This is a genomic window from Klebsiella sp. KE9456 (assembly GCF_043832615.1).
GTDB classification, from domain to species: Bacteria; Pseudomonadota; Gammaproteobacteria; order Enterobacterales; family Enterobacteriaceae; genus Klebsiella; species Klebsiella indica.
The window spans coordinates 69,542-92,847 of sequence record NZ_JBDYQK010000022.1; the positions used below are offsets into that span (position 1 = coordinate 69,542).

Annotated in this window: 19 protein-coding genes, 1 tRNA gene, 1 other RNA gene and 1 pseudogene; 11 read left to right on the plus strand and 11 right to left on the minus strand. The window is 54.8% G+C overall.

Annotated features, from left to right (window positions below):
- Positions 1-76: 76 nt before the first annotated feature.
- Positions 77-1,531: a xylulokinase gene (xylB, locus tag ABK821_RS20185; RefSeq protein WP_142503145.1), complete on the plus strand. Its 1,455-nt coding sequence runs from the start codon at positions 77-79 to the stop codon at positions 1,529-1,531.
- 15 nt (positions 1,532-1,546) lie between these two features.
- Here xylB and ABK821_RS20190 read toward each other — a convergent pair whose 3' ends face one another.
- Complete coding sequence (locus tag ABK821_RS20190) at positions 1,547-2,542, minus strand: acyltransferase (RefSeq protein ID WP_343178544.1); 996 nt, start codon at positions 2,540-2,542, stop codon at positions 1,547-1,549.
- A 180-nt stretch (positions 2,543-2,722) separates the two neighbouring features.
- Here ABK821_RS20190 and ABK821_RS20195 point away from each other — a divergent pair, with 180 nt between their 5' ends.
- The 3 genes from ABK821_RS20195 to glyS all read left to right on the plus strand — a co-directional run bounded on the left by ABK821_RS20195 (position 2,723) and on the right by glyS (position 6,146).
- Positions 2,723-3,028: a YsaB family lipoprotein gene (locus ABK821_RS20195; RefSeq protein WP_138359558.1), complete on the plus strand. Its 306-nt coding sequence runs from the start codon at positions 2,723-2,725 to the stop codon at positions 3,026-3,028.
- A 127-nt stretch (positions 3,029-3,155) separates the two neighbouring features.
- Entirely contained in the window at positions 3,156-4,067 is a 912-nt protein-coding gene (glyQ, locus tag ABK821_RS20200; RefSeq protein ID WP_001168551.1) for a glycine--tRNA ligase subunit alpha, read from the plus strand.
- Positions 4,068-4,076: 9 nt separating this feature from the next.
- A complete protein-coding gene (gene glyS / locus ABK821_RS20205) occupies positions 4,077-6,146 on the plus strand; it encodes a glycine--tRNA ligase subunit beta (RefSeq protein WP_343178545.1) in 2,070 nt (689 codons plus the stop codon).
- 311 nt (positions 6,147-6,457) lie between these two features.
- Here the strand turns inward: glyS and cspA are convergent, their stop codons facing one another.
- From cspA to ABK821_RS20220, 3 genes are all read right to left on the minus strand, one after another.
- Complete coding sequence (gene cspA, locus ABK821_RS20210; protein WP_000014594.1) at positions 6,458-6,670, minus strand: RNA chaperone/antiterminator CspA; 213 nt, start codon at positions 6,668-6,670, stop codon at positions 6,458-6,460.
- A 264-nt stretch (positions 6,671-6,934) separates the two neighbouring features.
- Positions 6,935-7,228: an HTH-type transcriptional regulator gene (locus ABK821_RS20215; protein ID WP_138359554.1), complete on the minus strand. Its 294-nt coding sequence runs from the start codon at positions 7,226-7,228 to the stop codon at positions 6,935-6,937.
- A gap of 377 nt (positions 7,229-7,605) precedes the next feature.
- A complete protein-coding gene (locus tag ABK821_RS20220) occupies positions 7,606-8,964 on the minus strand; it encodes an aromatic acid/H+ symport family MFS transporter (protein ID WP_343178546.1) in 1,359 nt (452 codons plus the stop codon).
- Positions 8,965-9,406: 442 nt separating this feature from the next.
- On the opposite strand from ABK821_RS20220, the gene ABK821_RS20225 reads away from it, so the two are divergent.
- A complete protein-coding gene (locus ABK821_RS20225; RefSeq protein WP_138359550.1) occupies positions 9,407-10,117 on the plus strand; it encodes a DUF3053 domain-containing protein in 711 nt (236 codons plus the stop codon).
- A gap of 51 nt (positions 10,118-10,168) precedes the next feature.
- Here the strand turns inward: ABK821_RS20225 and ghrB are convergent, their stop codons facing one another.
- The 5 genes from ghrB to ABK821_RS20250 form a co-directional block, all read right to left on the minus strand.
- A complete protein-coding gene (gene ghrB, locus ABK821_RS20230; protein ID WP_138359548.1) occupies positions 10,169-11,140 on the minus strand; it encodes a glyoxylate/hydroxypyruvate reductase GhrB in 972 nt (323 codons plus the stop codon).
- Positions 11,141-11,164: 24 nt separating this feature from the next.
- Positions 11,165-12,445 (minus strand): MFS transporter, encoded by a 1,281-nt coding sequence (locus tag ABK821_RS20235; RefSeq protein ID WP_138359546.1) that lies wholly within the window; start codon positions 12,443-12,445, stop codon positions 11,165-11,167.
- 102 nt (positions 12,446-12,547) lie between these two features.
- A complete protein-coding gene (locus ABK821_RS20240; protein ID WP_138359544.1) occupies positions 12,548-13,486 on the minus strand; it encodes a sugar kinase in 939 nt (312 codons plus the stop codon).
- A gap of 3 nt (positions 13,487-13,489) precedes the next feature.
- Complete coding sequence (locus ABK821_RS20245; RefSeq protein ID WP_138359542.1) at positions 13,490-14,239, minus strand: sugar phosphate isomerase/epimerase; 750 nt, start codon at positions 14,237-14,239, stop codon at positions 13,490-13,492.
- 109 nt (positions 14,240-14,348) lie between these two features.
- On the minus strand, positions 14,349-15,365 hold the full coding sequence (locus ABK821_RS20250; RefSeq protein WP_138359540.1) for a LacI family DNA-binding transcriptional regulator: 1,017 nt from the start codon (positions 15,363-15,365) through the stop codon (positions 14,349-14,351).
- A gap of 375 nt (positions 15,366-15,740) precedes the next feature.
- Here ABK821_RS20250 and ABK821_RS20255 point away from each other — a divergent pair, with 375 nt between their 5' ends.
- Positions 15,741-18,071 (plus strand): molybdopterin guanine dinucleotide-containing S/N-oxide reductase, encoded by a 2,331-nt coding sequence (locus ABK821_RS20255; RefSeq protein WP_138359538.1) that lies wholly within the window; start codon positions 15,741-15,743, stop codon positions 18,069-18,071.
- On the opposite strand, the gene ABK821_RS20260 is transcribed toward ABK821_RS20255, so the two are convergent.
- Both ABK821_RS20260 and tag read right to left on the minus strand, forming a co-directional pair.
- Positions 18,034-18,480 (minus strand): N-acetyltransferase, encoded by a 447-nt coding sequence (locus tag ABK821_RS20260; RefSeq protein WP_138359536.1) that lies wholly within the window; start codon positions 18,478-18,480, stop codon positions 18,034-18,036. The two genes, ABK821_RS20255 and ABK821_RS20260, sit on opposite strands and share 38 nt — an antisense overlap.
- The gene (gene tag / locus ABK821_RS20265) at positions 18,458-19,039 is read right to left on the minus strand and encodes a DNA-3-methyladenine glycosylase I (protein WP_138359534.1); all 582 of its coding nucleotides are present in this window, start codon (positions 19,037-19,039) and stop codon (positions 18,458-18,460) included. The genes ABK821_RS20260 and tag overlap by 23 nt, the downstream gene beginning before the upstream one ends.
- Before the next feature lie 155 nt (positions 19,040-19,194).
- On the opposite strand from tag, the pseudogene ABK821_RS20270 reads away from it, so the two are divergent.
- The 5 genes and pseudogenes from ABK821_RS20270 to ABK821_RS20290 all read left to right on the plus strand — a co-directional run.
- Positions 19,195-19,363, plus strand: a pseudogene (locus ABK821_RS20270) (autotransporter outer membrane beta-barrel domain-containing protein); the annotation flags it as partial.
- Positions 19,364-19,735: 372 nt separating this feature from the next.
- Positions 19,736-20,938, plus strand: a complete 1,203-nt coding sequence (locus tag ABK821_RS20275; protein WP_142503141.1) for an MFS transporter — start codon at positions 19,736-19,738, stop codon at positions 20,936-20,938.
- Positions 20,939-21,330: 392 nt separating this feature from the next.
- Positions 21,331-23,019 carry a kdo(2)-lipid A phosphoethanolamine 7''-transferase gene (gene eptB / locus ABK821_RS20280; protein WP_343178548.1) on the plus strand — a complete coding sequence of 563 codons (1,689 nt, stop codon included), beginning with the start codon at positions 21,331-21,333 and terminating at the stop codon, positions 23,017-23,019.
- 89 nt (positions 23,020-23,108) lie between these two features.
- A tRNA-Pro gene (locus ABK821_RS20285) sits at positions 23,109-23,185 on the plus strand.
- Between the two features lie 34 nt (positions 23,186-23,219).
- Positions 23,220-23,306: non-coding RNA, RtT sRNA (locus ABK821_RS20290), on the plus strand; the annotation flags it as partial.

A 23,306-nucleotide genomic window follows, 5' to 3' on the forward strand; every position in this document is an offset into this window, starting at 1 on the left:
TGATGATGCCCGGCCAGTCCGGGCATTTGTTATAACAGTGGCTCTATTTTATTCGCGCCAGTTAAGGAGAGGCTGTATGTATATCGGAATTGATCTGGGCACCTCGGGGGTCAAGGCCATTCTGCTTAATGAGCAGGGAGACGTTGTGGCTTCGCATAGCGAAAAACTGAGCGTCTCGCGTCCGCATCCGTTGTGGTCTGAACAGGATCCCGAACACTGGTGGCTGGCGACGGACAGCGCAATGAGAGCGCTGGGCGCGCAGCACTCTCTGCGCGATGTTAAAGCAGTCGGTATTGCCGGGCAGATGCACGGCGCGACGCTGCTGGATAAGCAACAACGCGTTCTACGCCCGGCGATTTTATGGAATGACGGCCGCTGCGGCGAAGAGTGCGCGTTATTAGAAGAGAAAGTCAGCCGCTCGCGGCAGATAACCGGCAATCTGATGATGCCTGGATTTACTGCGCCGAAGCTGCTGTGGGTTCAACGCCATGAACCGGAAATCTTCCGCCAGATCGATAAAATTTTACTGCCAAAAGATTATTTACGTTTACGGATGACCGGCGAGTTTGCCAGCGATATGTCTGATGCGGCCGGAACGATGTGGATGGACGTGGCGCGCCGTGACTGGAGCGACGAGATGCTCGCTGCTTGCGGCCTGAGCCGCGCTAACATGCCGGCGCTGTTCGAAGGCTGTGACGTTACGGGGGCGCTTCGCCCTGCGGTCGCACAATCATGGAATATGCCGGAAGCGCTGGTGGTGGCCGGTGGTGGCGACAACGCTGCGGGCGCGGTTGGTGTGGGAATGGCGGATGCTGGTCAGGCGATGCTGTCGCTGGGGACCTCCGGCGTCTATTTTGCCGTCAGCGACGGATTTCTTAGCAAGCCGGAAAGCGCCGTTCACAGTTTCTGCCACGCGCTGCCCGGACGCTGGCATTTGATGTCGGTCATGCTGAGCGCGGCGTCCTGCCTCGATTGGGCTGCGAAGCTAACCGGTCTCGGCACGGTTCCCGCGCTACTCGCGGCGGCGGAATCGGCGAATGACGGTGTCGATCCGGTCTGGTTTCTGCCTTACTTATCCGGCGAACGCACGCCGCACAATAATCCGCAGGCGAAAGGCGTATTTTTCGGTCTGACCCATCAGCATGGTGCGGCTGAACTGGCGCGAGCGGTGCTGGAAGGCGTCGGTTATGCCCTGGCGGATGGCATGGATGTGGTTCACGCCTGCGGCATTCAACCGCAGAGTGTGACTCTGATTGGCGGCGGCGCGCGCAGCGCGTACTGGCGGCAGATGCTGGCGGATATTAGCGGCCAGCAGCTTGATTTCCGTACCGGCGGAGATGTTGGACCGGCGCTTGGCGCGGCAAGACTGGCGCAACTGGCGTTGCATAAACATGTCGCCTTCTCCGATTTGCTCCCGCAGTTGCCTCTGGAGCAGGCCCATCGTCCGGATGCCGACCGTTTTGCCCGTTACGCTCTGCGTCGGGAAACCTTCCGGCAGATTTATCAGCAGCTCTTACCGTTGATGTCCTGATACTTTCGCCTGTGCTTAACTCAACAGGCGACGGCGATCGAACCGTTGAACCAGGGCTGATAGCAGCAGGCTTCCCAGCAGCGCTGCGCTGAATATCCAGGCAATGTCGAGGAGCGGCCAGCGGGTGATTTCCAGCCCGCTGGCGCGCAATGCGTGGATAATTAGCGCATGAAAACCGTAAATACCTAAGGAGTGCCGCGCGATCGGCGCAATTATCGGTATCGGGCGCGTATTCAGCGTATTTTTGACCAGCGTCAGCAGGGTTATCGCGCAGACAAAAACCGCCGGGCCGCAGTATAAATACCAGGTATCGCCAAAATCGCCGCGCCAGCGCAGTTCGTGCAGCGTACCGCGTGATATGCCCCATACTGCCGCGATGAAAAGGGCGGCACAGAGTGGCGTCAGTCCTTTTTTGTCGGTGTCCATCATACCGATTGCGCGTCCCAGCACCCCGTACAGCACGTAGTAAAAGGTATCGCCGTTAATGTAGAGATTTATCGGCAGCCACGTTATTCCCCCTGCTTTCACCGCCACCATATTCGGATTCGCGATAATGCCGGTCACCAGCATCAGCACCAGTAGCATTTTGCCACTAACCTGTTTGACCTGAATCAGCGGCGAAAGCAGATAGATCACGGCGATGGCGAAGAAAAACCACAGATGATAGAACACCGGCTTTTGCAGCAAATTCTTCAGCGACTGTTCGACGTTGATATGGGTGAACAGGGTGATATAGAGCAGCGATAGCGCGCTGTAAAAGAGAATGCAAAGCGCGATGCGCAGAAAATGCCGGGGGCGAGCGCTGCGCTCGCCGAAAAACAGATAGCCTGAAATCATGAAAAACAGCGGTACGCTGACGCGGGACGCCGAGTTAAGCAAATTTGCCATATCCCAGGCCAGCAGGCTAATGGCGTGCGGATGAGTAATGTACCACGCGGTGCTGTGAATCATCACGACCATCAGGCAGGCAATACCGCGCAAATTGGTAATCCAGTTTATTTTTTCCTGCATCAGTACCTCGGTATCCCCTTGCCAAAGAGGGTCTGACTGCTCTTATCCGCTGGCATCGCAGTGGAATAATCTGAGTTTTTCGCCATCGACTTGTCGGGGCGGGGCGCAATTCGCACAATAATCATGTTATTTCATATAACCTTAACGATAATAACTTGCTAACAAGGCGGTCGAGAAAAAATGGTGATGAAGTCGGTATTTTGTGGACTGCTGTTGTGCCTTCTTGCCGCTTGCAGCGAAACGGCGCCTCCGCCAGCGCAGCAGACACAAAGCGCGCGGATAACGCCACAGATAACCCTCAATATGGAACAACTGTGCAAGGACAATGCTGCCGTTCGTTACCGTACAGGCGTGGGGCAGATTGATGTCAGCCATTTTGCCCAGTTCCAGGGAAGCTACGAGCTTTCAGGGCATACTGAACGTAATGAGCGTTTTATCTGCTCTTTTGATCAGGACGGTCAGTTTTCGCATCTTTCGATGCGCTAAATAGCTACCTGGCGGCGTTAATTTCCGCAATTTTCCTTAAACAATCCCGTTTCATACTGTATATCTCGCAGCCAGCGGGTATACTGACTCCTTCCTTTAAATCCACACGTATCCAGCACGAAATAATATGCAAAAGTTTGATACCAGGACCTTCCAGGGCCTGATCCTGACCTTACAGGATTACTGGGCTCGTCAGGGCTGCACCATTGTTCAACCACTGGACATGGAAGTCGGCGCAGGGACTTCTCACCCAATGACCTGCTTGCGCGCACTGGGGCCAGAGCCGATGGCGACCGCCTATGTGCAGCCTTCTCGTCGTCCGACCGATGGCCGCTACGGCGAAAACCCAAACCGTTTACAGCACTATTATCAGTTCCAGGTGGTGATTAAGCCATCGCCGGATAACATCCAGGAGCTGTATCTCGGTTCTCTGAAAGAGCTGGGGATGGACCCGACGATCCACGATATCCGTTTCGTGGAAGATAACTGGGAAAACCCGACGCTGGGCGCCTGGGGTCTGGGCTGGGAAGTGTGGCTGAACGGCATGGAAGTAACTCAGTTCACCTACTTCCAGCAGGTTGGCGGTCTGGAGTGTAAGCCGGTTACCGGTGAGATCACCTACGGTCTGGAACGTCTTGCGATGTACATTCAGGGCGTAGACAGCGTTTACGACCTGGTCTGGAGCGACGGCCCGCTGGGTAAAACCACCTATGGCGACGTGTTCCATCAGAATGAAGTGGAGCAATCCACCTACAACTTTGAATACGCCGATGTGGATTTCCTGTTCACCTGTTTCGAACAGTATGAGAAAGAAGCACAGCAACTGCTGGCGCTGGAAAACCCGCTGCCGCTGCCTGCTTACGAGCGTATTCTGAAAGCCGCCCATAGCTTTAACCTGCTGGATGCGCGTAAAGCCATCTCCGTCACCGAGCGTCAGCGCTACATCCTGCGCATTCGCACCCTGACCAAAGCAGTGGCAGAAGCTTACTACGCTTCCCGTGAAGCCCTTGGCTTCCCGATGTGCAACAAAGACAAATAAGAGGCGGCCATGTCTGAGAAAACTTTTCTGGTGGAAATCGGCACTGAAGAGCTGCCACCAAAAGCCCTGCGCAGCCTGGCGGAGTCCTTTGCTGCGAACGTTACTGCGGAGCTGGATAACGCTGGCCTCGCACACGGCAACGTAGAGTGGTTCGCCGCACCGCGCCGTCTGGCGCTGAAAGTGGCGAATCTTGCTGCTTCTCAACCCGATCGCGAAGTTGAAAAACGCGGCCCGGCGATTGCCCAGGCGTTTGACGCGGAAGGCAAACCGAGTAAAGCGGCGGAAGGCTGGGCGCGTGGTTGCGGCATCACCGTGGATCAGGCTGAACGTCTGACCACAGACAAAGGCGAATGGCTGCTGTATCGCGCGCATGTGAAAGGCGAAAGCACCGAAGCGCTGCTACCGAACATGATTGCCACCTCTCTGGCGAAGCTGCCGATTCCGAAACTGATGCGCTGGGGCGCGTCTGACGTTCACTTTGTGCGTCCGGTACACACCGTCACGCTGCTGCTGGGCGACAAGCTCATTCCGGCAACGATTCTGGGTATCCCGTCCGATCGCGTCATTCGCGGCCATCGCTTTATGGGCGAGCCGGAAATCACCCTCGACTCTGCCGATCAGTACCCTGAAATCCTGCGTGAGCGCGGTAAAGTTGTTGCTGATTACGAAGCGCGTAAAGCGAAAATCAAAGCCGATGCAGAAGAAGCGGCGCGTCAGATTGGCGGTAACGCTGACCTGAGCGAGAGCCTGCTGGAAGAGGTCACTTCGCTGGTGGAATGGCCGGTGGTGCTGACGGCGACATTCGAAGAGAAATTCCTCGCGGTGCCGTCTGAAGCGCTGGTTTACACCATGAAGGGCGACCAGAAATACTTCCCGGTTTACGCCGCAGACGGCAAACTGCTGCCGAACTTTATCTTCGTGGCGAACATCGAATCCAAAGATCCGCAGCAAATCATCTCCGGTAATGAGAAGGTGGTACGTCCGCGTCTGGCAGATGCCGAGTTCTTCTTCAATACCGACCGTAAAAAACGTCTGGAAGATAACCTGCCGCGTCTGCAAACCGTGCTGTTCCAGCAACAGCTGGGTACGCTGCGCGACAAGACCGACCGTATTCAGGCGCTGGCGGGCTGGATTGCCGCACAAATTGGCGCGGATGTTAACCACGCTACCCGTGCGGGCCTGCTGTCGAAATGTGACCTGATGACCAACATGGTGTTTGAGTTCACCGACACGCAGGGCGTGATGGGCATGCACTACGCGCGCCATGACGGCGAAGCGGAAGATGTGGCTGTCGCGCTGAACGAGCAGTATCAGCCGCGCTTTGCTGGTGACGACCTGCCGTCTAACCCGGTTGCCTGCGCGCTGGCGATTGCCGACAAGATGGACACGCTGGCGGGTATCTTTGGTATCGGTCAGCATCCGAAAGGCGATAAAGACCCGTTCGCGCTGCGTCGTGCCGCGCTGGGCGTGCTGCGTATCATCGTTGAGAAGAACCTGAATCTGGATCTGCAAACGCTGACCGAAGAAGCGGCGCGTCTGTACGGCGACAAGCTGACCAACGCGAATGTGGTTGATGACGTTATCGACTTTATGCTCGGTCGTTTCCGCGCCTGGTATCAGGATGAAGGTTACACCGTGGACACCATTCAGGCGGTTCTGGCGCGTCGTCCGACCCGTCCGGCGGATTTCGATGCCCGTATGAAGGCCGTGTCGCACTTCCGCACGCTGGAAGAAGCCTCCGCGCTGGCGGCGGCGAACAAACGTGTCTCCAACATTCTGGCGAAGTCCGACGAAGTGCTGAACGATATCGTCCACGCTTCCGTACTGAAAGAAGCCGCGGAGATCAAACTGGCGGGGAATCTGGTGGTACTGCGCGACAAACTGCAGCCGTACTTCGCGGAAGGCCGTTACCAGGATGCGCTGATCGAACTGGCTTCCTTGCGCGAGCCGGTAGATGAGTTTTTCGAAAACGTGATGGTTAACGCTGAAGACCAGAACGTGCGTATCAACCGTCTGACGTTGCTGTCTAAACTGCGCGATCTGTTCCTGCAGGTAGCGGATATTTCCCTGCTGCAGTAAGTTCGTCGCAATAAAATAAAACCTGCCATCTGGCAGGTTTTGAGGCTGATGACAAACCTGATTTAGATATTGTGCTCGCATTTCTGCCGGGTGGCGGCTATCGCTTTACCTGGCATGTAAAACCAATAATATCATCATGTTATGGGTTTTTCGTAGGCCCGCGCAAGCGAAGCGCCGCCGGGCAATTCCGGAAAAACGCACTTTGTCAGCAATCTGACCTGCCATCTGGCAGGTTTTTTTATGGGGAAAAAGGCAAAAAAAATCCCCGCCGACTGGCAGGGATCTTCAATTCTGAGCTTATAAAGCTAAGATTACAGGCTGGTTACGTTACCAGCTGCCGGGCCTTTAGCGCCGCTTTCGATGGTGAAGGAAACTTTCTGACCTTCATCCAGGGATTTGTAGCCATCGTTCTGGATAGCGGAGAAGTGTACGAACACGTCTTTAGAGCCATCGTCAGGAGTGATGAAGCCGAAGCCTTTATCAGCGTTGAACCATTTTACGATACCAGTCATTTTACCGGACATAGTGAATTACCTTTAAGAAAAATAAATGAGCCTTTCGGCGTTATGGTCTGGACTACAGATTTGAAGCGATAAAGGGAAAGTTCACTACCGGGGTATCTATCAACGGATAACCTTTGAAGGACTGCTCTATTCGAATGCTCTGTGGTCTTTACATCAAACCGGGGAGCATTAACGCATTTTCAGGCGGTGATAGCAAACTTTTTTTTCGGCGATATAAAAACGGTCCTTTCCAGGACCGCTAACCGTAACAAACTTTACCTGAGATCATGAGTCAATAAGTTGTCTTGAAAGCTGAGGATTTGCCTGTATCAGGCGCATTAGTTTGAGTTCAGTGATCGAGGGTTTTACGCGTCTTGATTCCCACTCTTTTACCATCGCGACGCTGACGCCCATGGCATTGGCGAAATCATCTATTTTCAAGCCGGTGCCTTTGCGTAGTTGTTCAAATTCATTGAATACAGCGGGCTTATGCGTCAGGGAAACGGTCTGAGCCTGATCGTTAAAAATAATTTGTTCCAGGCTGCTTAGTAGTTCGAACGCAGGATCTTTATATTCCATTGAGAACTCCTCTCTATCATACGGCGGAGGGTGAATTTTGTAGAGCCTCTTAAGAATAGTCGGAAAAAAAACGCAAAGAATGCTTATCCTGGTCATTATGTATCCGCCGATTTTTTTACGGGCTGTCTGAGTGAGGTAAGGCGATGATTAGTATCTAAATGAGCCAGGTTAGAAAATTATTGTAAATAAACTGGTCATACTTCAAGTTGCAGGTGTGTTGGCTTTTGCGTGACGCGTCTCATCCATCAAACTCGGCCTGCGGGCCGTCGCTTCGCGACGTTCAAAACGGTTAACCGTTTTGTCCTGCAACTCGAATTATTTAGCGTATAGGTAAGAAGAAAAGGATAAAGGCCAGCGTTGTCTCGCTGGCCTGCCGATTATGCTTTTTGCAGCTTATCAACTTCACGCGGTAACGTCTGCGGCTTTTGTTGACCCAGTTTGTATTTCACCAGCAGCGCAATGGCGGACAAGAAGGCCGGGATCGCCAGCAGAGAGAAAATGGTTTCGAAGGAGAGCTGGGCCTGCATCAAGAAAGCGCCGCTGAACGCGCCAAGAATCCCGCCGAAGCGTCCAATCCCCAACATCCAGGCAACACCGGTCGCGCGCCCCTGTGTGGGATAAAATCCGGCGGCCAGCGCAGGCATGGATGATTGCGCGCCGTTCATAATGCTGCCGGCGATAAAGACCATCACCCCCATCAGCAGCAGGCTGTGGGTTGAGAAACCAACCAGGCAAACGAATATTCCGGTTAACAGCCAGCCCACGGCAACCACTTTGTTCGGATTGATCTTATCCATCAACGCGCCGAGGATAAGCACGCCAATACCGCCTCCCAGCGGGAACAGCGCGGTAATAATCGAGGCCTGGCTCATGGTTGCGCCGGTTTCGCGAATCAGCAGCGGGAGCCAACTGGTGAGTAAATAAAAGATCAGCAGACCCATAAAGTAGGTCAGGCACAGCATTATGGTACCGATGGCATAGCGCGGTGAGAAAATAACCCCGATGGCCGATTTCTCTTTTACCTGTCCTGCTTCCCGTAACTCAAATTCGGCTTGCTCAGGAACGGGCGCGATACGGCGCAAAACGGCGGCGATACGCCGGGCAGGCTGTTGTTTAATGACCATATACCGTGCTGATTCCGGCAGGAGAAAGAGCAGCGCAACCGCCAGCAGCAGCGGCATCACGCCGCCAAGCACCAGTACGCTCTGCCAGCCGTAGTGGGGGATCATCCAGGCGGAGAGGAAACCTCCCATCGACGAGCCCATCGGAAAACCGACAAACATCAGGTTGACCATCAGGGCACGGCGTCGTTCAGGCGCGTATTCACTCATCAGCGTCGCGGCGTTTGGCATCGCGGCCCCCAGCCCTAAACCGGTAAGAAAACGCAGCAGCGTCAGCTGATTGAGGCTGGTGGCAAAGGCGGTCAGCAGGCTGAAGCCGCCGAAAACCATGATCGACATAATCAACACTTTCTTACGTCCGATGCGGTCGGCGAGAGGGCCAGCGGTCAGCGCACCGACGGCAAGTCCCACCAGGGCGGCGCTCATTACCGGGCCCAACGCCGACTTTTCAACCCCCCATTCCTGCACAAGGTCAGAGGCAATAAAGCCGATTATCGCGGTATCGAACCCGTCCATCGCGACGGTGATAAAACATAAGGCCAGAATCATCCACTGGTATTTCGTGAAGGGATGTTCATTGATAAAAGCCTGAATATCGATGGTTGTCTTCTTCATACGGCATTCCTGGCAGGCTGAGCGGGGGACAGAGATAGATTATTGTTATCACCCTCGCGGTCATTGATATTGTCTGTGCGATTATCGAACGAAGTGTCGTTAATCGCCTCATTTAATAAAATCATCGAACTCTGTTTCAGGCAATGCAGGTCAGCCGGTAAGCGTGCGATTATCGTCCGTTTTCGCGAACCGTCAGAAGGGAAGGGTTAGTAAATCAAATAAAATCAGTGAATTAAATAATTCTGTCGAGCATTAAGCGCTAGCCGTAATTGTGATGTACTTAACAGACGATAGTCGTGGGGGCGCAAAGGCCGAATACCTGCTTTTTAAGGGGGAAGATTGTCAGGAAAAGGTATCCTGTAAGGCTGACCTGGACTATCCTTGTCAGCGGCTGGCACGTGTGTGCCTGTTTGCGCTTTTTTTGGCTGAAAGGAGTAAAAAAATGGCGACAGGAAAGTCCTGCTCTCGCTGGTTTGCGGCTATTGCAGCCCTGTTAATGGTGGTTAGCCTGAGTGGGTGTTTCGATAAAGAAGGCGATCAGCGCAAAGCGTTCATCGACTTCCTGCAAAATACGGCAATGCGTAGCGGCGAACGTCTGCCGACGCTGACCGCCGATCAGAAAAAACAGTTCGGACCTTTCGTTTCCGATTACGCGGTGATTTACGGTTATTCACAGCAGGTGAGTCAGGCGATGGATGCGGGGTTGCGTCCGGTGGTGGATAGCGTGAATGCGATTCGCGTGCCGCAGGATTATGTGACTCAACGCGAACCGCTGCGTCAGGCAAACGGCGCGCTGGGCGTTCTGAGCCAGCAACTGGAAAACGCAAAAATGCAGGCCGATGCCGCTCACGGCGCGCTGAAACAGAGCGACGATCTGAAGCCGGTCTTCGACCAGGTTTATAATAAAGTCGTGACGACGCCAGCGAATGCGCTGCAGCCGCTGATCCCGGTGGCGCAGGTCTTCACCCGGCAACTGGTGCAGGTCGGTGATTTTATTGCCCAACAGGGGACGCAGGTCAGCTTCGTCGCCAACGGCATTCAGTTCCCGACTTCACAGCAGGCCAGCCAGTATAATACGCTGGTCGGGCCCTTGCCCGCGCAGCACCAGGCTTTTAATCAGGCGTGGACCGCGGCGGTGAACGCGACGCGCTAAGTGGTCAGATCTCCCGGGTAAGGCGTCTGCTTTATCCGGGATTGCTGTTTCTCACTTCACGTGCGGATTAACGCAGTTCTTCTCGACTTTGCCGTTCAGGGCATCAATCAGATTATCCACCGCGCAGGCCGCCATATTGTAACGAGTCTCGTGGGTTGCGGAGCCTATATGCGGCAACGCAACGACGTTTGGCAGACTTAGCAGCGGAGAATCTTTCGCCAGCGGTTCTTGTTCGAACACGTCCAGTCCGGCAGCATAAATTTTCCCTTCCTGTAGGGCGGCAATCAGCGATTTCTCGTCAACCACGGCGCCACGACCGGCGTTAATAAAGATGGCGGAGGACTTCATCCTGGCGAACTGCGCTTTGCCAAACAGGTGATACGTCTCGTCAGTCAGCGGCAGGATCAGGCAGACAAAATCGGCTTCCTGCAACAACGTATCGAGATCGCAATAGCGGGCATTAAACCGCTCTTCCGCCTGCGGGTGCTGGCGACGAGCGTTGTAGAGAATCGGCATGCCGAAACCCGCATGCGCGCGCTGGGCGAGCGCCATCCCGATACGCCCCATGCCGACGATGCCCAGGGTTTTATGATGCACATCGTTACCAAACCAGTCCGGGCCAATGCTTTTCGTCCACTCCCCGGCTTTTACGCGGTCGGCGACTTCAACCACCCGACGCGCGGTACTTAAAATCAGCGCCATCACGGTATCGGCCACGGTTTCGGTCAACACCGTCGGGGTGTGCATCAGTAATATTTTACGTGCATTCAGGGCATCAACGTCGAAGTTGTCATAGCCGACGGAGATGGTTGAGGTTGCACGAAGCTTCGGCATGTTCTCCAGTAACGCGGTATCGACTTTTTCGCTGGCGCCCAGCAGACCCACCGCTTCAGCAAAGGCGGCGGCATGTTGTGAAACGGTCTCCGGATTCAGGTTTTTCACCTGAGTCACGGTAAAGTGTTGTTCCAGACGCTGTTGCAGGTCGTCGGGAAGCGTTTTGTAGAGAATAACTGACGGCTTCATGCGGATCTCCATTATGTGAAGGTTTCAGGCGTGACGTGCGCCAAGCGGAATTTTTTGATTATTAGCAGGCTTAACAATCAGAGTAAGCCATACCGAAGCGAAAAGCGCCACTCCCATAAAAATGTACGATGCGGACGGGCTACCGGTAGTGCCATTCAGATAGCCCACAAACCAGGAACCGAAGAAAGACCCCAGGGCGCCCATGCTGTTGATCAGCGCCATCGCACCCCCGGCAACGTTACGCGGCAGCATTTCAGGGATGATGGCGAAGAAAGGCCCGTATGGGGCGTACATCGCCGCACCGGCAATCACCAGTAACGAATAGGAAACCCAGAAATGGTGGGCGCCGACGGCCCAGGAGCCGATAAACGCCAGCCCGCCAATCAGCAGTAGCGGCCAGACAAACAGCTTGCGATTCTGCATCTTATCGGAGGCCCATGACACCACGATCATGGCGATGGTCGCCGCCAGATAAGGAACCGAAGAGAGCCAGCCGACCTCAACCATCCCCATATTCTCGCCGCCGCTGCGGATAATCGACGGTAGCCACAGGACGAAACCGTAAACCCCGATGCTCCAGGCAAAATACTGCATACACAGCAGCACAACGTTACGCGAGCGGAAAGCTTCACCGTAGTTGCGTATCGGTTTGATGCCCTGTTGTTCACGTTCCAGTTGTTCCTGCAGCGCGGCTTTTTCGCTTTCCGCCAGCCAGTTGACCTGGGACGGTTTATCCTTCACCAGTACCCACCAGCAGCATGCCCAGATAATCGCCGGTACACCTTCAAAGATGAACATTTCCCGCCAGCCGAAAGACTGAATCAGGTAACCGGACACAACCGACATCCACAGCACCGTTACCGGATTGCCGAGGATCAGGAACGTATTGGCGCGAGAACGTTCGGATTTGGTAAACCAGTTGCTGATATAAATCAGCATCGCGGGCATTACCGCCGCCTCTACGACGCCAAGAATAAAGCGGATTGCCGCCAGCGCCGGGATATTGTGCACCATCCCGGTCAGCGAGGCGCAGGCGCCCCACAGAATCAGGCAGATAAAAATCAGTTTGCGTACGCTGCGGCGTTCGGCATAAATCGCGCCGGGGATCTGAAAAAAGAAGTAGCCGAGGAAAAATAGCGCCCCCAGCAGGGAAGAGATACCTTTGGTGATGCCCAAATCTTCAGTAATACCGGCTGCTGAAGCGAAACTGAAGTTAGCGCGGTCGAGGTATGCCAGGCTATAGGTGATAAACACGATAGGCATGATATACCACCAGCGTTTTGTTGCATTTGTCGAGCTATTCATAGGATTGCCTCTGTGAGTGAGGTGACATTTATCATTAGAAAAGATCGGTTACGCCGCGCTGCATGTAGGGTACAGGACGGCCGTACATTGCGTGGGCGTTGCTTACTCGCCCAGCGCCTCGCGCGTGGGCAACCCTTCGCTATCGCCCTGGACCTGAATGGCCAATGAACCGATTTTGTTGCCGCGCAGTACCGCCTGCTGCAGCGACTTGCCTTCCAGCAGGGCGCTAATCACGCCGACGGCAAAACCATCGCCTGCGCCGACGGTATCCACGACGTTATCGACTTTTATCGCCGCTACCGCCCCCTGGTCGCCGTCAGCGGTTTTATACCAGGCGCCATCGGAACCGGTCTTGATCACCACCGTGCGTACGCCGCGGGTTAGGTAGAAATCGGCGATGGCTTCGGGCGTCTGCTGACCGGTCAGAACCATCCCTTCTTTCAAACCAGGCAGCACCCAGTCGGCCTGAAAAGCGAGGCGGTTGAGTTGCCCGACCATTTCGGCGGTACTTTTCCATAGCGTCGGACGCAGATTCGGGTCGAATGAGAGGGTTTTCCCCTGGCCTTTCATGGCACGAGCAGCATGCTCCAGCAGCGCGTACGAGCTGTCTGACAGCGCGGCGGCGACGCCGCTTAAGTGCAGATGACGGGCGCTGGCGAAGTACGCTTCGTTAAAGTCGTCCGGCGACAGATGGCTGGCGGCGGAGCCTTTACGGAAATATTCCACAATGGGATCGGTTCCATTATCGACTTTAGATTTCAACTGAAAGCCGGTAGCGTAGCGGCGATCCAGGCTAACCCCGTCAGCGTCGATTCCCTCTTTCGCCAGCGTGTTGAGGATGAAGCGGCCAAAGCTATCCTCGCCGACGCGGCTTACCCAGCCGACGCGAAAACCCAGACGGGCAAGGCCGGTGGCGACGTTCAGTTCGGCCCCCGCAACGCGTTTCATAAAGTGCTCAGCGTCAGCCAGTTCGCCGGTTTCGCTGGCGACAAACATCGCCATAGCTTCGCCTATCGTGATGACATCCAACGTTTTTTGCATAACTTAATCCTTGCGTAACAGGTTGACATAGCGGCGGGTCACGGCCGTCAGGTCCTGCCCGGTCAGCGGAAATTCAATCCCGCGGGGGGCATCGGCGGGCAGGTTGTCGAGCAGTGTCAGCCAGCGGTCGGCGGCTTCGTCCGGCGGCACGGCACGAAAGTGCGAATGATGCGGCTCAGCCGCTTTGACGTGGATATAGCTGACGGCGGGCGCCAGATGGCGGGCGGCTTCTTCCGGCGAGTCGCCGACCCACAACCAGTTGCCCATATCAAAGGTCAGGGTGATGGGCAGCTGATTAACCCGGCAGGCGGCTTTGAAGCGTTGCATTGGCGCTAACTGGCCGCAATCAGTCTGATCGTTCTCAACCACCAGCGTCATCCCGCTTTCGCGCAGAATATCCCGCAGCGCTTCCAGTTCCTTGTGGTGGTTAAAGTTGCCCAGCGAGAGTTTCAGCCACAGCGCATTAAGGGTTTGCGCTTCCAGCAGGAGAGAGGGAAGTTGCGGATTGAGCGCGCCATCGCGGGCAAACAGGGCTTCCGGGGCTGAGTAGCAAGCCAGCAGACCACGGCGCTCAATGTCTGCGGCCAGCGACGGCAGGTGGTTCAGTTCATCGGCGCTGAACAGTTCGCGGCGAATTTCCACGCCGTCCGCCCCGGCAGCGGCGATAAACGGCAGCACGGCGGACTGCCCGCCGAGCGCTTTAACATGGTCATTACCGTAAGCGGCGGTAACGACAATAATTTTCCTGGCCATTCCATAAACTCCCGGCGGTTATCTGATGCGTTACTTATTACGCTAGATGGTACCGGTTCCAAAGAAAAGGTCAGTATGTCTAATTTATGATCGCCATCACGAAGGATCGTTAGCGGGAGGTGGAGCCCCTGACGATGAGTTCACCGGAAAACACCCGTTCACAGACCGGGTCGTTACTGCCGTTAATCCGCCGCACGACCTGCTCGATAGCGGCGAAACCAATCTGCCAGGTGGGTTGCTTAAGTGTCGTAATCCCCACGCCCGCCAGCTCGGCCCACTCCAGCTCATCGAAACCCAGCAGCCCGATATCGCTGCCCCAAATCAGGCCAACGCGCTTCAGGGCGCGCGCGACCTGCAGGGTCAGCGCCCCATTAGCGGAAATCACCGCTTTACGCATCCCACGATGGTGGGAGTGGAAATGACGCAGGACGTCATCCAGCATCGCGCTATCGTTCAGCGGTACTTCGGCGTTTTCCGCGACAATATCGGCATGGTGGCGGAGCGTCTGATGAAAGGCGTTCAGGCGCTCGCGGCGGGTATTGACCGAGCCGAGCGGCTCGCTGAGGAACAACAATGCTTCAAAGCCTTTTTCCACCAGATGTTCGGTGGCGGTGGTCGCGGCCTGGGTGTTATCGAGACCGACGACATCGCAGGCGAATTCAGGAATTTTGCGGTCGATAAGCACCATCGGCAGCGCCGACTGCTGCAGGCGGTTAAGCCCGTCTTCGCGCATTCCCACCGCGTTGACCACAATCCCTTCCACCTGATAGCTGCGCAGGAGGTCGAGATAGTGAAGCTCCTGGTCCACTTCGTTGTTGGTATTACACACCAGCAGCGTGAAGCCTTTATCACGGCAGGCGGCCTCGATGCCGCTGAGCACATTGACGGAGTAGGGGTTGGTGATATCGGCGATAATCAGGCCAATCAGCCGGGTACGGCCATGCTTCAGGCCGCGGGCCATCAGGCTGGGGCGATAATCAAGCTCGGCGATGGCTTTTTCAATCCGCCCCAGCAGATCGTCGGAAAGCAGATGTTTTTCGCCGTTCAGATAGCGTGAAATGCTGGTTTTGCCGGTTTTTGCGGCTTTCGCCACATCGCTAATGGTTGCTCGCGCCGCTTTCGCCATGGTGGCTTCCTTTGCTGAAATCTGCACACACCTTAGCGCGAAAATCCGCTATATCAAGCATTTTGCCTGGTTCTGTTCAGTGGCCTGTACCGTTCACGGTTAATATGAAAGGTGCTTGTCATCTCCGCTGTGAGTGAATGGCCAGGAGGACGTTTCGCCCATTCCCCTGGCGTCCGGCATTGTGCTGAAACCCGCCATTATGCGTTCGCTTCTTTCCTTAATTATTTTTATTCTTTGCCACAGCAACCACGACAGTTGATTATGTTGTCCGAAGACGGAGAAAATTCCGCAGAGCGCATCTCAATTTGTAAATACTATTGAACGGCTTAATAACAGGCCGTCACCACACCTGCTATCGCTGACCAGGAGCCTGCTTTGTCAATTTCATCTGCCACCAAAACCATCCTGACCGCCGCCCACTGGGGGCCAATGCTGGTCGAAACGGATGGTGAAAACGTCATCTCATCCCGTGGCGCGATTGATACGCCTTTCACTAACTCCCTGCAAACCGCAGTGCGCGATCAGGTACACAGTAAAACGCGCGTACGCTATCCGATGGTACGTAAGGGATTTCTTGCCTCGCCGGATAGCCCGCAGGGCGTGCGCGGCCAGGATGCGTTCGTGCGGGTGAGCTGGGCGCAGGCAATGGACCTGATTAATGTTCAGCATCGGCGTATTCGTGACAGTTATGGCCCGTCGTCGATCTTCGCGGGGTCCTACGGTTGGCGTTCCAACGGCGTATTGCATAAAGCGGCGACGCTGCTCCAGCGCTATATGAGCCTGGCGGGCGGATATACCGGGCATCTGGGCGATTATTCCACCGGCGCGGCGCAGGCGATTATGCCGTATGTGGTGGGTGGCAATGAGGTCTACCAGCAGCAGACCAGCTGGCCGTTGGTGCTGGAACATAGCGATGTAGTGGTGTTGTGGAGCGCGAATCCGCTAAACACGCTGAAAATCGCCTGGAATGCGTCCGATGAGCAGGGGATCCCGTGGTTTGATCGTCTGCGTCAGAGCGGAAAGCGCGTGATCTGCATCGATCCGATGCGATCGGAAACCATGGCATTCTTTGGCGATGCGGCAGAGTGGATCGCTCCGCATATGGGCACTGACGTGGCCTTAATGCTCGGCATCGCCCATACGCTGGTGGAAAACGGCTGGCAGGACGATGAATTCCTGGCTCGCTGTACCAGTGGCTACGGGATTTTTGCCCGCTATCTCAAAGGAGAAAGCGACGGCACGCCAAAAACCGCAGAATGGGCTGCGGAAATCTGCGGGGTAAATGCGGATAAAATCCGCGAACTGGCACAACTATTCCACGAAAATACGACAATGTTGATGTCCGGTTGGGGTATGCAGCGCCAGCAGTTCGGCGAGCAGAAACACTGGATGCTGGTGACCCTTGCCGCGATGCTAGGTCAGATAGGCACTAAGGGCGGGGGTTTTGGCCTTTCCTACCATTTTGCTAACGGCGGCAACCCGACGCGCCGTGCGGCGGTGCTGGCTTCCATGCAGGGCTGCGTGGCGGGAGGCACCGATGCGGTAGAAAAAATTCCGGTAGCACGCATCGTTGAAGCGCTGGAAAACCCCGGCGCGGCTTATCAGCATAACGGTATGGAACGGCATTTCCCCGATATCCGCTTTATCTGGTGGGCGGGCGGTGCCAACTTTACCCATCATCAGGACACCAACCGGCTGATCCGCGCCTGGCAGAAGCCGGAGCTTATCGTTATTTCCGAATGCTTCTGGACTGCGGCGGCGCGCCATGCCGACATCGTGTTGCCCGCGACCACCTCGTTTGAACGCAATGATATGACCATGACCGGCGATTACAGCAACCAGCATCTGGTACCGATGAAGCGCGTGGTGGCGCCGCGCGATGAAGCGCGCGATGATTTTGATGTTTTTGCTGACCTCAGCGAACGCTGGGAAACGGGTGGTCGGGAGCGCTTTACGGAAGGTAAAAACGATCTGCAGTGGCTGGAGACGTTCTACCAGATTGCCACCCAGCGGGGGGCCGCTCAGCAGGTGACGCTGCCGCCATTCGCGCAGTTCTGGCAGGCGAATAAGCTGATTGAAATGCCGGAAAACCCGGAAAACGCGCGTTTCGTCCGCTTCGCTGCCTTTCGCGACGATCCACAGGCGAACCCGTTGAAAACCGCCAGCGGTAAAATTGAAATTCATTCGCCGACCATCGCCAGCTTTGCTTATCCGGACTGTCCGCCGCATCCGATGTGGCTGGAGCCGGATGAGTGGCATGGCAATGCGCAGGAGGGGCAACTGCAACTGCTTTCAGCGCATCCGGCTCATCGTCTTCATAGTCAGCTTAACCCTACGTCGCTGCGCGCGCAGTACGCAGTGGCGGATCGCGAACCGTTAATCATCCATTCGCAGGATGCGAGCGCGCGTAATATCGCCGATGGCGATCTGGTGCGGGTGTGGAATTCACGCGGTCAGGTGCTGGCTGGTGCAGTGGTGACCGACGGTATCCGTCCCGGGGTTATCTGTCTGCATGAAGGCGCGTGGCCCGATCTCGATGCTCAGTCAGGTATCTGTAAAAACGGCGCGGTGAACGTGCTGACCAAAGATATCCCGACATCGCGGCTCGGTAATGGTTGCGCCGGAAATACGGCGTTAGCGTGGCTGGAGAAATATACCGGGCCTGAGCTTACGCTGACGGCGTTTGATCCGCCGACCAGTGCATAATCCAGGTTGGATGCTGGGTTTCATCCTGCCATGCGCAGTCTTCAATGCGAAAGCCCTGCGCATGGTAGAAATTTACCGCCCGGACGTTTTTCTGGTACACCTCCAGGCTGAGCCAGGCGTAGTGCTTTTTGACTTCGTTGATGAGCGCGCTGCCGATCCCCTGCCTGATGGCATCCGGCGCGACGAACAGCGCGCCGATAAAGCGTGACTCCATCACGCTGATAAAGCCCTTCAGTTCGCCGTTCTGTTCCCATACCCAGGTACAGGCGGTGGGCAGATAAACATCGCGAACCACAGCGATGCTGTCATGCCAGTAGCGCTCATCAATAAATGGATGTGCGTGAATTGTACTTTTCAGCCAAAGCGCGAGCAGCGAGTCGCCTTCGTTACTGTCCCGGTAGCGGATCATCCTGACCTCCGGGGTGACAGAAGCAGCCGGTAACATGGTCGTTGACCAGGCCGCAGGCCTGCATAAAGGAGTAGCAGATAGTTGAGCCGACGAACTTAAATCCGCGTTTTTTCAGCGCTTTTGACAGCGCATCAGAAGCCGGGGTAGTTGCCGGAATTTCGGCAAGCGTGGCGGCGGCCGTGATCTGCGGATGATTGTCGACGAAGGACCAGACAAAATCAGCGAAAGGCTCGCCGTTTTCCTCCATGGCCAGAAAGGCCCGTGCGTTGCCGATGATGGCCTGAATTTTACCGCGGTGGCGAATAATCCCGCTATCCAGAACCAGACGTTCAATGTCCTCTTCGCCCATGGACGCGACGCGAACCGGATCAAAATGGTGAAAAGCACGGCGGTAATTTTCACGTTTTTTCAGCACGGTGATCCACGATAATCCGGCCTGCTGGCCCTCAAGGCAAATCATTTCAAACAGTTTACGAGAGTCCTTTTCAGCAACGCCCCACTCGCTATCGTGGTACTCAATATATAAAGGATCCTGGCTGACCCATCCGCAACGTTGCATGTGCCTCTCCCTTTTTTAAAACCTATCTGTTCATTTCCTCTGCAGGATACAGATAAATCGTTATATCGGGGGGATTATTCCCAAAACAGGGCTCGTCCACCCCCCCTCGAAAACAGCGCAATCTTGCTGTCCGGACTCTTTTGGACGCCGCTATAGTGATAATAAAGAAATGTGATGATCTTCGGGGAGCCTGAGCCCGGCGACGTATCCATTCAGGTGTCGGGCGTAATCAGTGCCAATGCCTGACAACAGGAATATATCGCTATCGACAGAAAAAGTAATACTCCGGAACACGATACATGGGATAGCGATCACCAACCGCGCGAGTAAGCTACCCGTGTGCAGCAGATAAATGCGTCTGGCAATAAAGGCATCGCCTTCTGACTTGCCTTCACTGCCAGCGTAAGCATGGTGAAAAGCCGTTAACCGTATAGCGCGGCTACGCGCATTATGGAGGCTATCTGTAGCATATCTGATATGTTTATTTTACTTTGTGATCACAGTGATGACACATGTTATGATGATAGTGAGCACTAACTTTTTTGGAAGGTAAAGAAGGTATGGATGTTTTTCAATGCCATTCATTCCGCCTTTAGTGCATTTCATTCCCCGGAGGCGGCAGTTCATGCCTTTTTCCCCCTGGCTTATAGGGGATTTCGTTATTGTGGCCGCAGTTAATTATTCAGGACAACTGCTATGAACGCTGCAAACCGTCAATACACCCGCTGGCTCACGCTGATCGGCACCATTATTACCCAATTCGCGTTGGGATCGGTTTATACATGGAGTTTGTTCAATAGTTCGCTTTCCGTCAGGTTAAATGAACCGGTCAGTCAGGTAGCTTTTTCATTTGGTCTGTTAAGCCTCGGTCTGGCGCTTTCCTCTTCCGTTGCCGGTAAATTGCAGGAGCGTTTCGGCGTCAGGCGCGTCACTATGGCGTCCGGTATTCTGCTGGGGCTCGGGTTCTTCCTCACCGCCCATGCCAGTAGCCTGTTGATGCTGTGGCTGAGTGCGGGCGTGCTGGTGGGGCTTGCCGACGGTGCCGGTTATCTGCTGACGCTGTCGAACTGCGTAAAATGGTTCCCGGAACGTAAGGGGTTGATTTCGGCTTTTTCCATCGGCGCGTATGGCCTTGGCAGCCTTGGTTTTAAATTTATAGATTCCCATCTGCTGGCGACGGTCGGCCTGGAGAAAACCTTTATTATCTGGGGCGCTATCGTGCTGGTGATGATTGTGTTTGGCGCAACGCTGATGAAAGATGCGCCGAATCATACCGTGACGGCAAGCAATGGGGTGGTTGAAAACGACTTTACCCTCGCTGAATCAATGCGTAAACCGCAGTACTGGATGCTGGCGGTCATGTTCCTGACTGCCTGTATGAGCGGCCTGTACGTTATTGGCGTCGCGAAAGATATTGCCCAGGGGATGGTGCACCTTGATGTGGCGACGGCGGCAAACGCGGTTACGGTGATTTCCATCGCGAACCTTAGCGGCCGTCTGGTGCTGGGTATCCTGTCCGATAAAATGTCGCGTATCCGGGTCATTACTATCGGCCAGGTTGTGTCGCTTATCGGTATGGCGGCGCTGCTGTTCGCGCCGCTGAATGCAGCCACCTTCTTCGCAGCGATTGCCTGTGTCGCGTTTAACTTCGGCGGAACGATTACCGTCTTCCCGTCGCTGGTCAGCGAATTCTTTGGTCTTAATAATCTGGCGAAAAACTACGGCGTGATTTATCTCGGCTTTGGTATCGGCAGCATTTGCGGCTCGCTGATTGCCTCACTGTTTGGCGGTTTCTACGTGACCTTCTGCGTTATCTTTGCGCTGCTGATTCTTTCTCTGGCGCTGTCGACCACCATTCGTCAGCCGAAAAGTGAAATTTACCATCAGGCCCATGCCTGAACCGCATCTCCCCTGGCGGGAGCGTGAATTCATTACCTAATCTAACCGAGTCTATCCAACCAAATGTTTTGTAAATGTTTGGTTGGATCACATTCCTCCCTGATACTTTTCCCTTCCGCTGTGGTCTACTTAGCGCGCTTTGTCGACGTTTCTTATCACAGACGATACACAACATCATTCAAGTTTCATCGATGCGGCAACCAGGGCGTCTCCGGGTGTGCTCTGGCAGGTGAGCGCCTGTCAGGACGAGGCCGGGTATTGGTCGGGTTATTGCTGGCAGCCAACAAAGAGGCCGCTTGAAGTAAGATGGGTATAAACGCGCTTTATTAACCTGCTGACTTATCTCGGTTAAGTCAGCAGGTTTTATTTCTTCATTTTTCAGGTTTGCTTGCATGAAATACATTAAAACGATGACGCAGCAGAAGCTGAGTTTCTGGCTCGCGCTGTACATCGGCTGGTTTATGAATGCCGCCGTATTTTTTCGTCGCTTCGGGGGATATGTTCAGGAATTTACCTTCTGGAAAGGCATCTCAGGTGCAGTTGAACTGATCGCGACTGTGCTGGTTACCTTTTTTCTGCTGCGTATTTTGTCGCTATTCGGACGCCAGGTATGGCGCATCCTCGCGACGATCGTGGTTATATTCTCTGCGGCTGCAAGCTATTACATGACCTTCCTCAATGTTGTTATTGGCTACGGCATTATTGCGTCCGTGATGACCACGGATGTCGACTTGTCCAAAGAGGTGATTGGCTGGCATCTGATTCTCTGGCTGGTGCTGATGAGCGCGCTGCCTCTGCTGCTTATCTGGAACAACCGCTGCCGCTATACGCTATTGCGGCAAATCCGCACTCCGGGCCAGCGGGCGAAAAATGTCGCTATTGTGATACTGGCCGGCCTGATGGTCTGGGGGCCTATTCGCCTGCTGGATGTCCGGCAAAAAAATGTAGAGCGTAGTTCAGAAGTGGATTTGCCAAGTTATGGCGGAGTGGTGGCTAACTCCTATTTGCCGTCTAACTGGCTTTCCGCGCTGGGGCTATATGCATGGGCGCAGGTTGATGAATCTTCTGATAATCAATCCCTGATTAACCCGGCGAAGAAATTCACCTACATCGCGCCTGAGGGGCTTGATGACACTTACATGGTGTTTATCATTGGCGAAACGACCCGCTGGGATCATATGGGTATTCTGGGCTATAGCCGGGACACCACGCCTGCGCTGGCGCAGGAGAAAAACCTGGTCGCCTTCCGCGGATACTCCTGCGATACCGCGACAAAGCTGTCGCTGCGCTGCATGTTTGTGCGCCAGGGCGGAGCGGAGGATAACCCACAGCGGACGCTGAAAGAACAGAACGTTTTTGCCGTTCTGCATCAGCTCGGTTTTACCGGCGATCTGTACGCCATGCAGAGTGAGATGTGGTTCTACAGCAATACGATGGCTAACAATATTGCTTATCGAGAGCAGATTGGCGCCGAGCCGCGCAACCGCGGCAAGAGCGTTGACGATATGCTGCTGGTGGACGAACTGCAGCGTGGTCTGGTGAATAACTCAGGGGGTAAACACCTGATTATTCTGCATACCAAGGGGTCACACTTTAACTATACCCAACGCTATCCGCGTAGTTTTGCCCGATGGCAGCCGGAGTGCGTTGGCCTCGATAACACCTGTTCAAAAGAAGAACTGATCAACTCGTACGATAACAGCGTGACCTATGTGGATCACTTTATCGTTAGCGTACTGGACCAGTTGCGGGATAAGAAAGCGATTGTCTTCTATGCGGCTGACCACGGTGAATCAATTAACGAGCGCGAGCATCTGCACGGTACGCCGCGTAAAATGGCGCCGCCTGAGCAGTTTCGCGTCCCGATGCTGGTGTGGATGTCGGATAAGTATCTGCAATCGCCTGATCATGCAGCCTCTTTTGCGCGTCTGAAGCAGCAGGCGGCGATGAAGGTGCCGCGTCGTCATGTGGAACTGTATGACACCATTATGGGTTGTCTTGGCTATACTTCGCCGGATGGTGGGATTAATCAATATAACAACTGGTGCCACGTTCCCGGCGTGGACGAGAAGACGCAGTAGCCGAGTGGCGAGTTTCTCGCCGCTTGAGTGACTTTTTCATAATAAGGCATTGACGGTTGTGTATCTCAGCAGTAAGATGCGCCCGCATTCGGTGATTGGCGCAGCCTGGTAGCGCACTTCGTTCGGGACGAAGGGGTCGGAGGTTCGAATCCTCTATCACCGACCAGATTCGAAAAGCCTGCTCAACGAGCAGGCTTTTTTGCATCTGTAGTCAACGAGGATGAGAACCTCCGGGGGCAGGAGGTTCGACCCGAGCGAAGCGAGAGAACGTTGCGTCAGCAACGGCC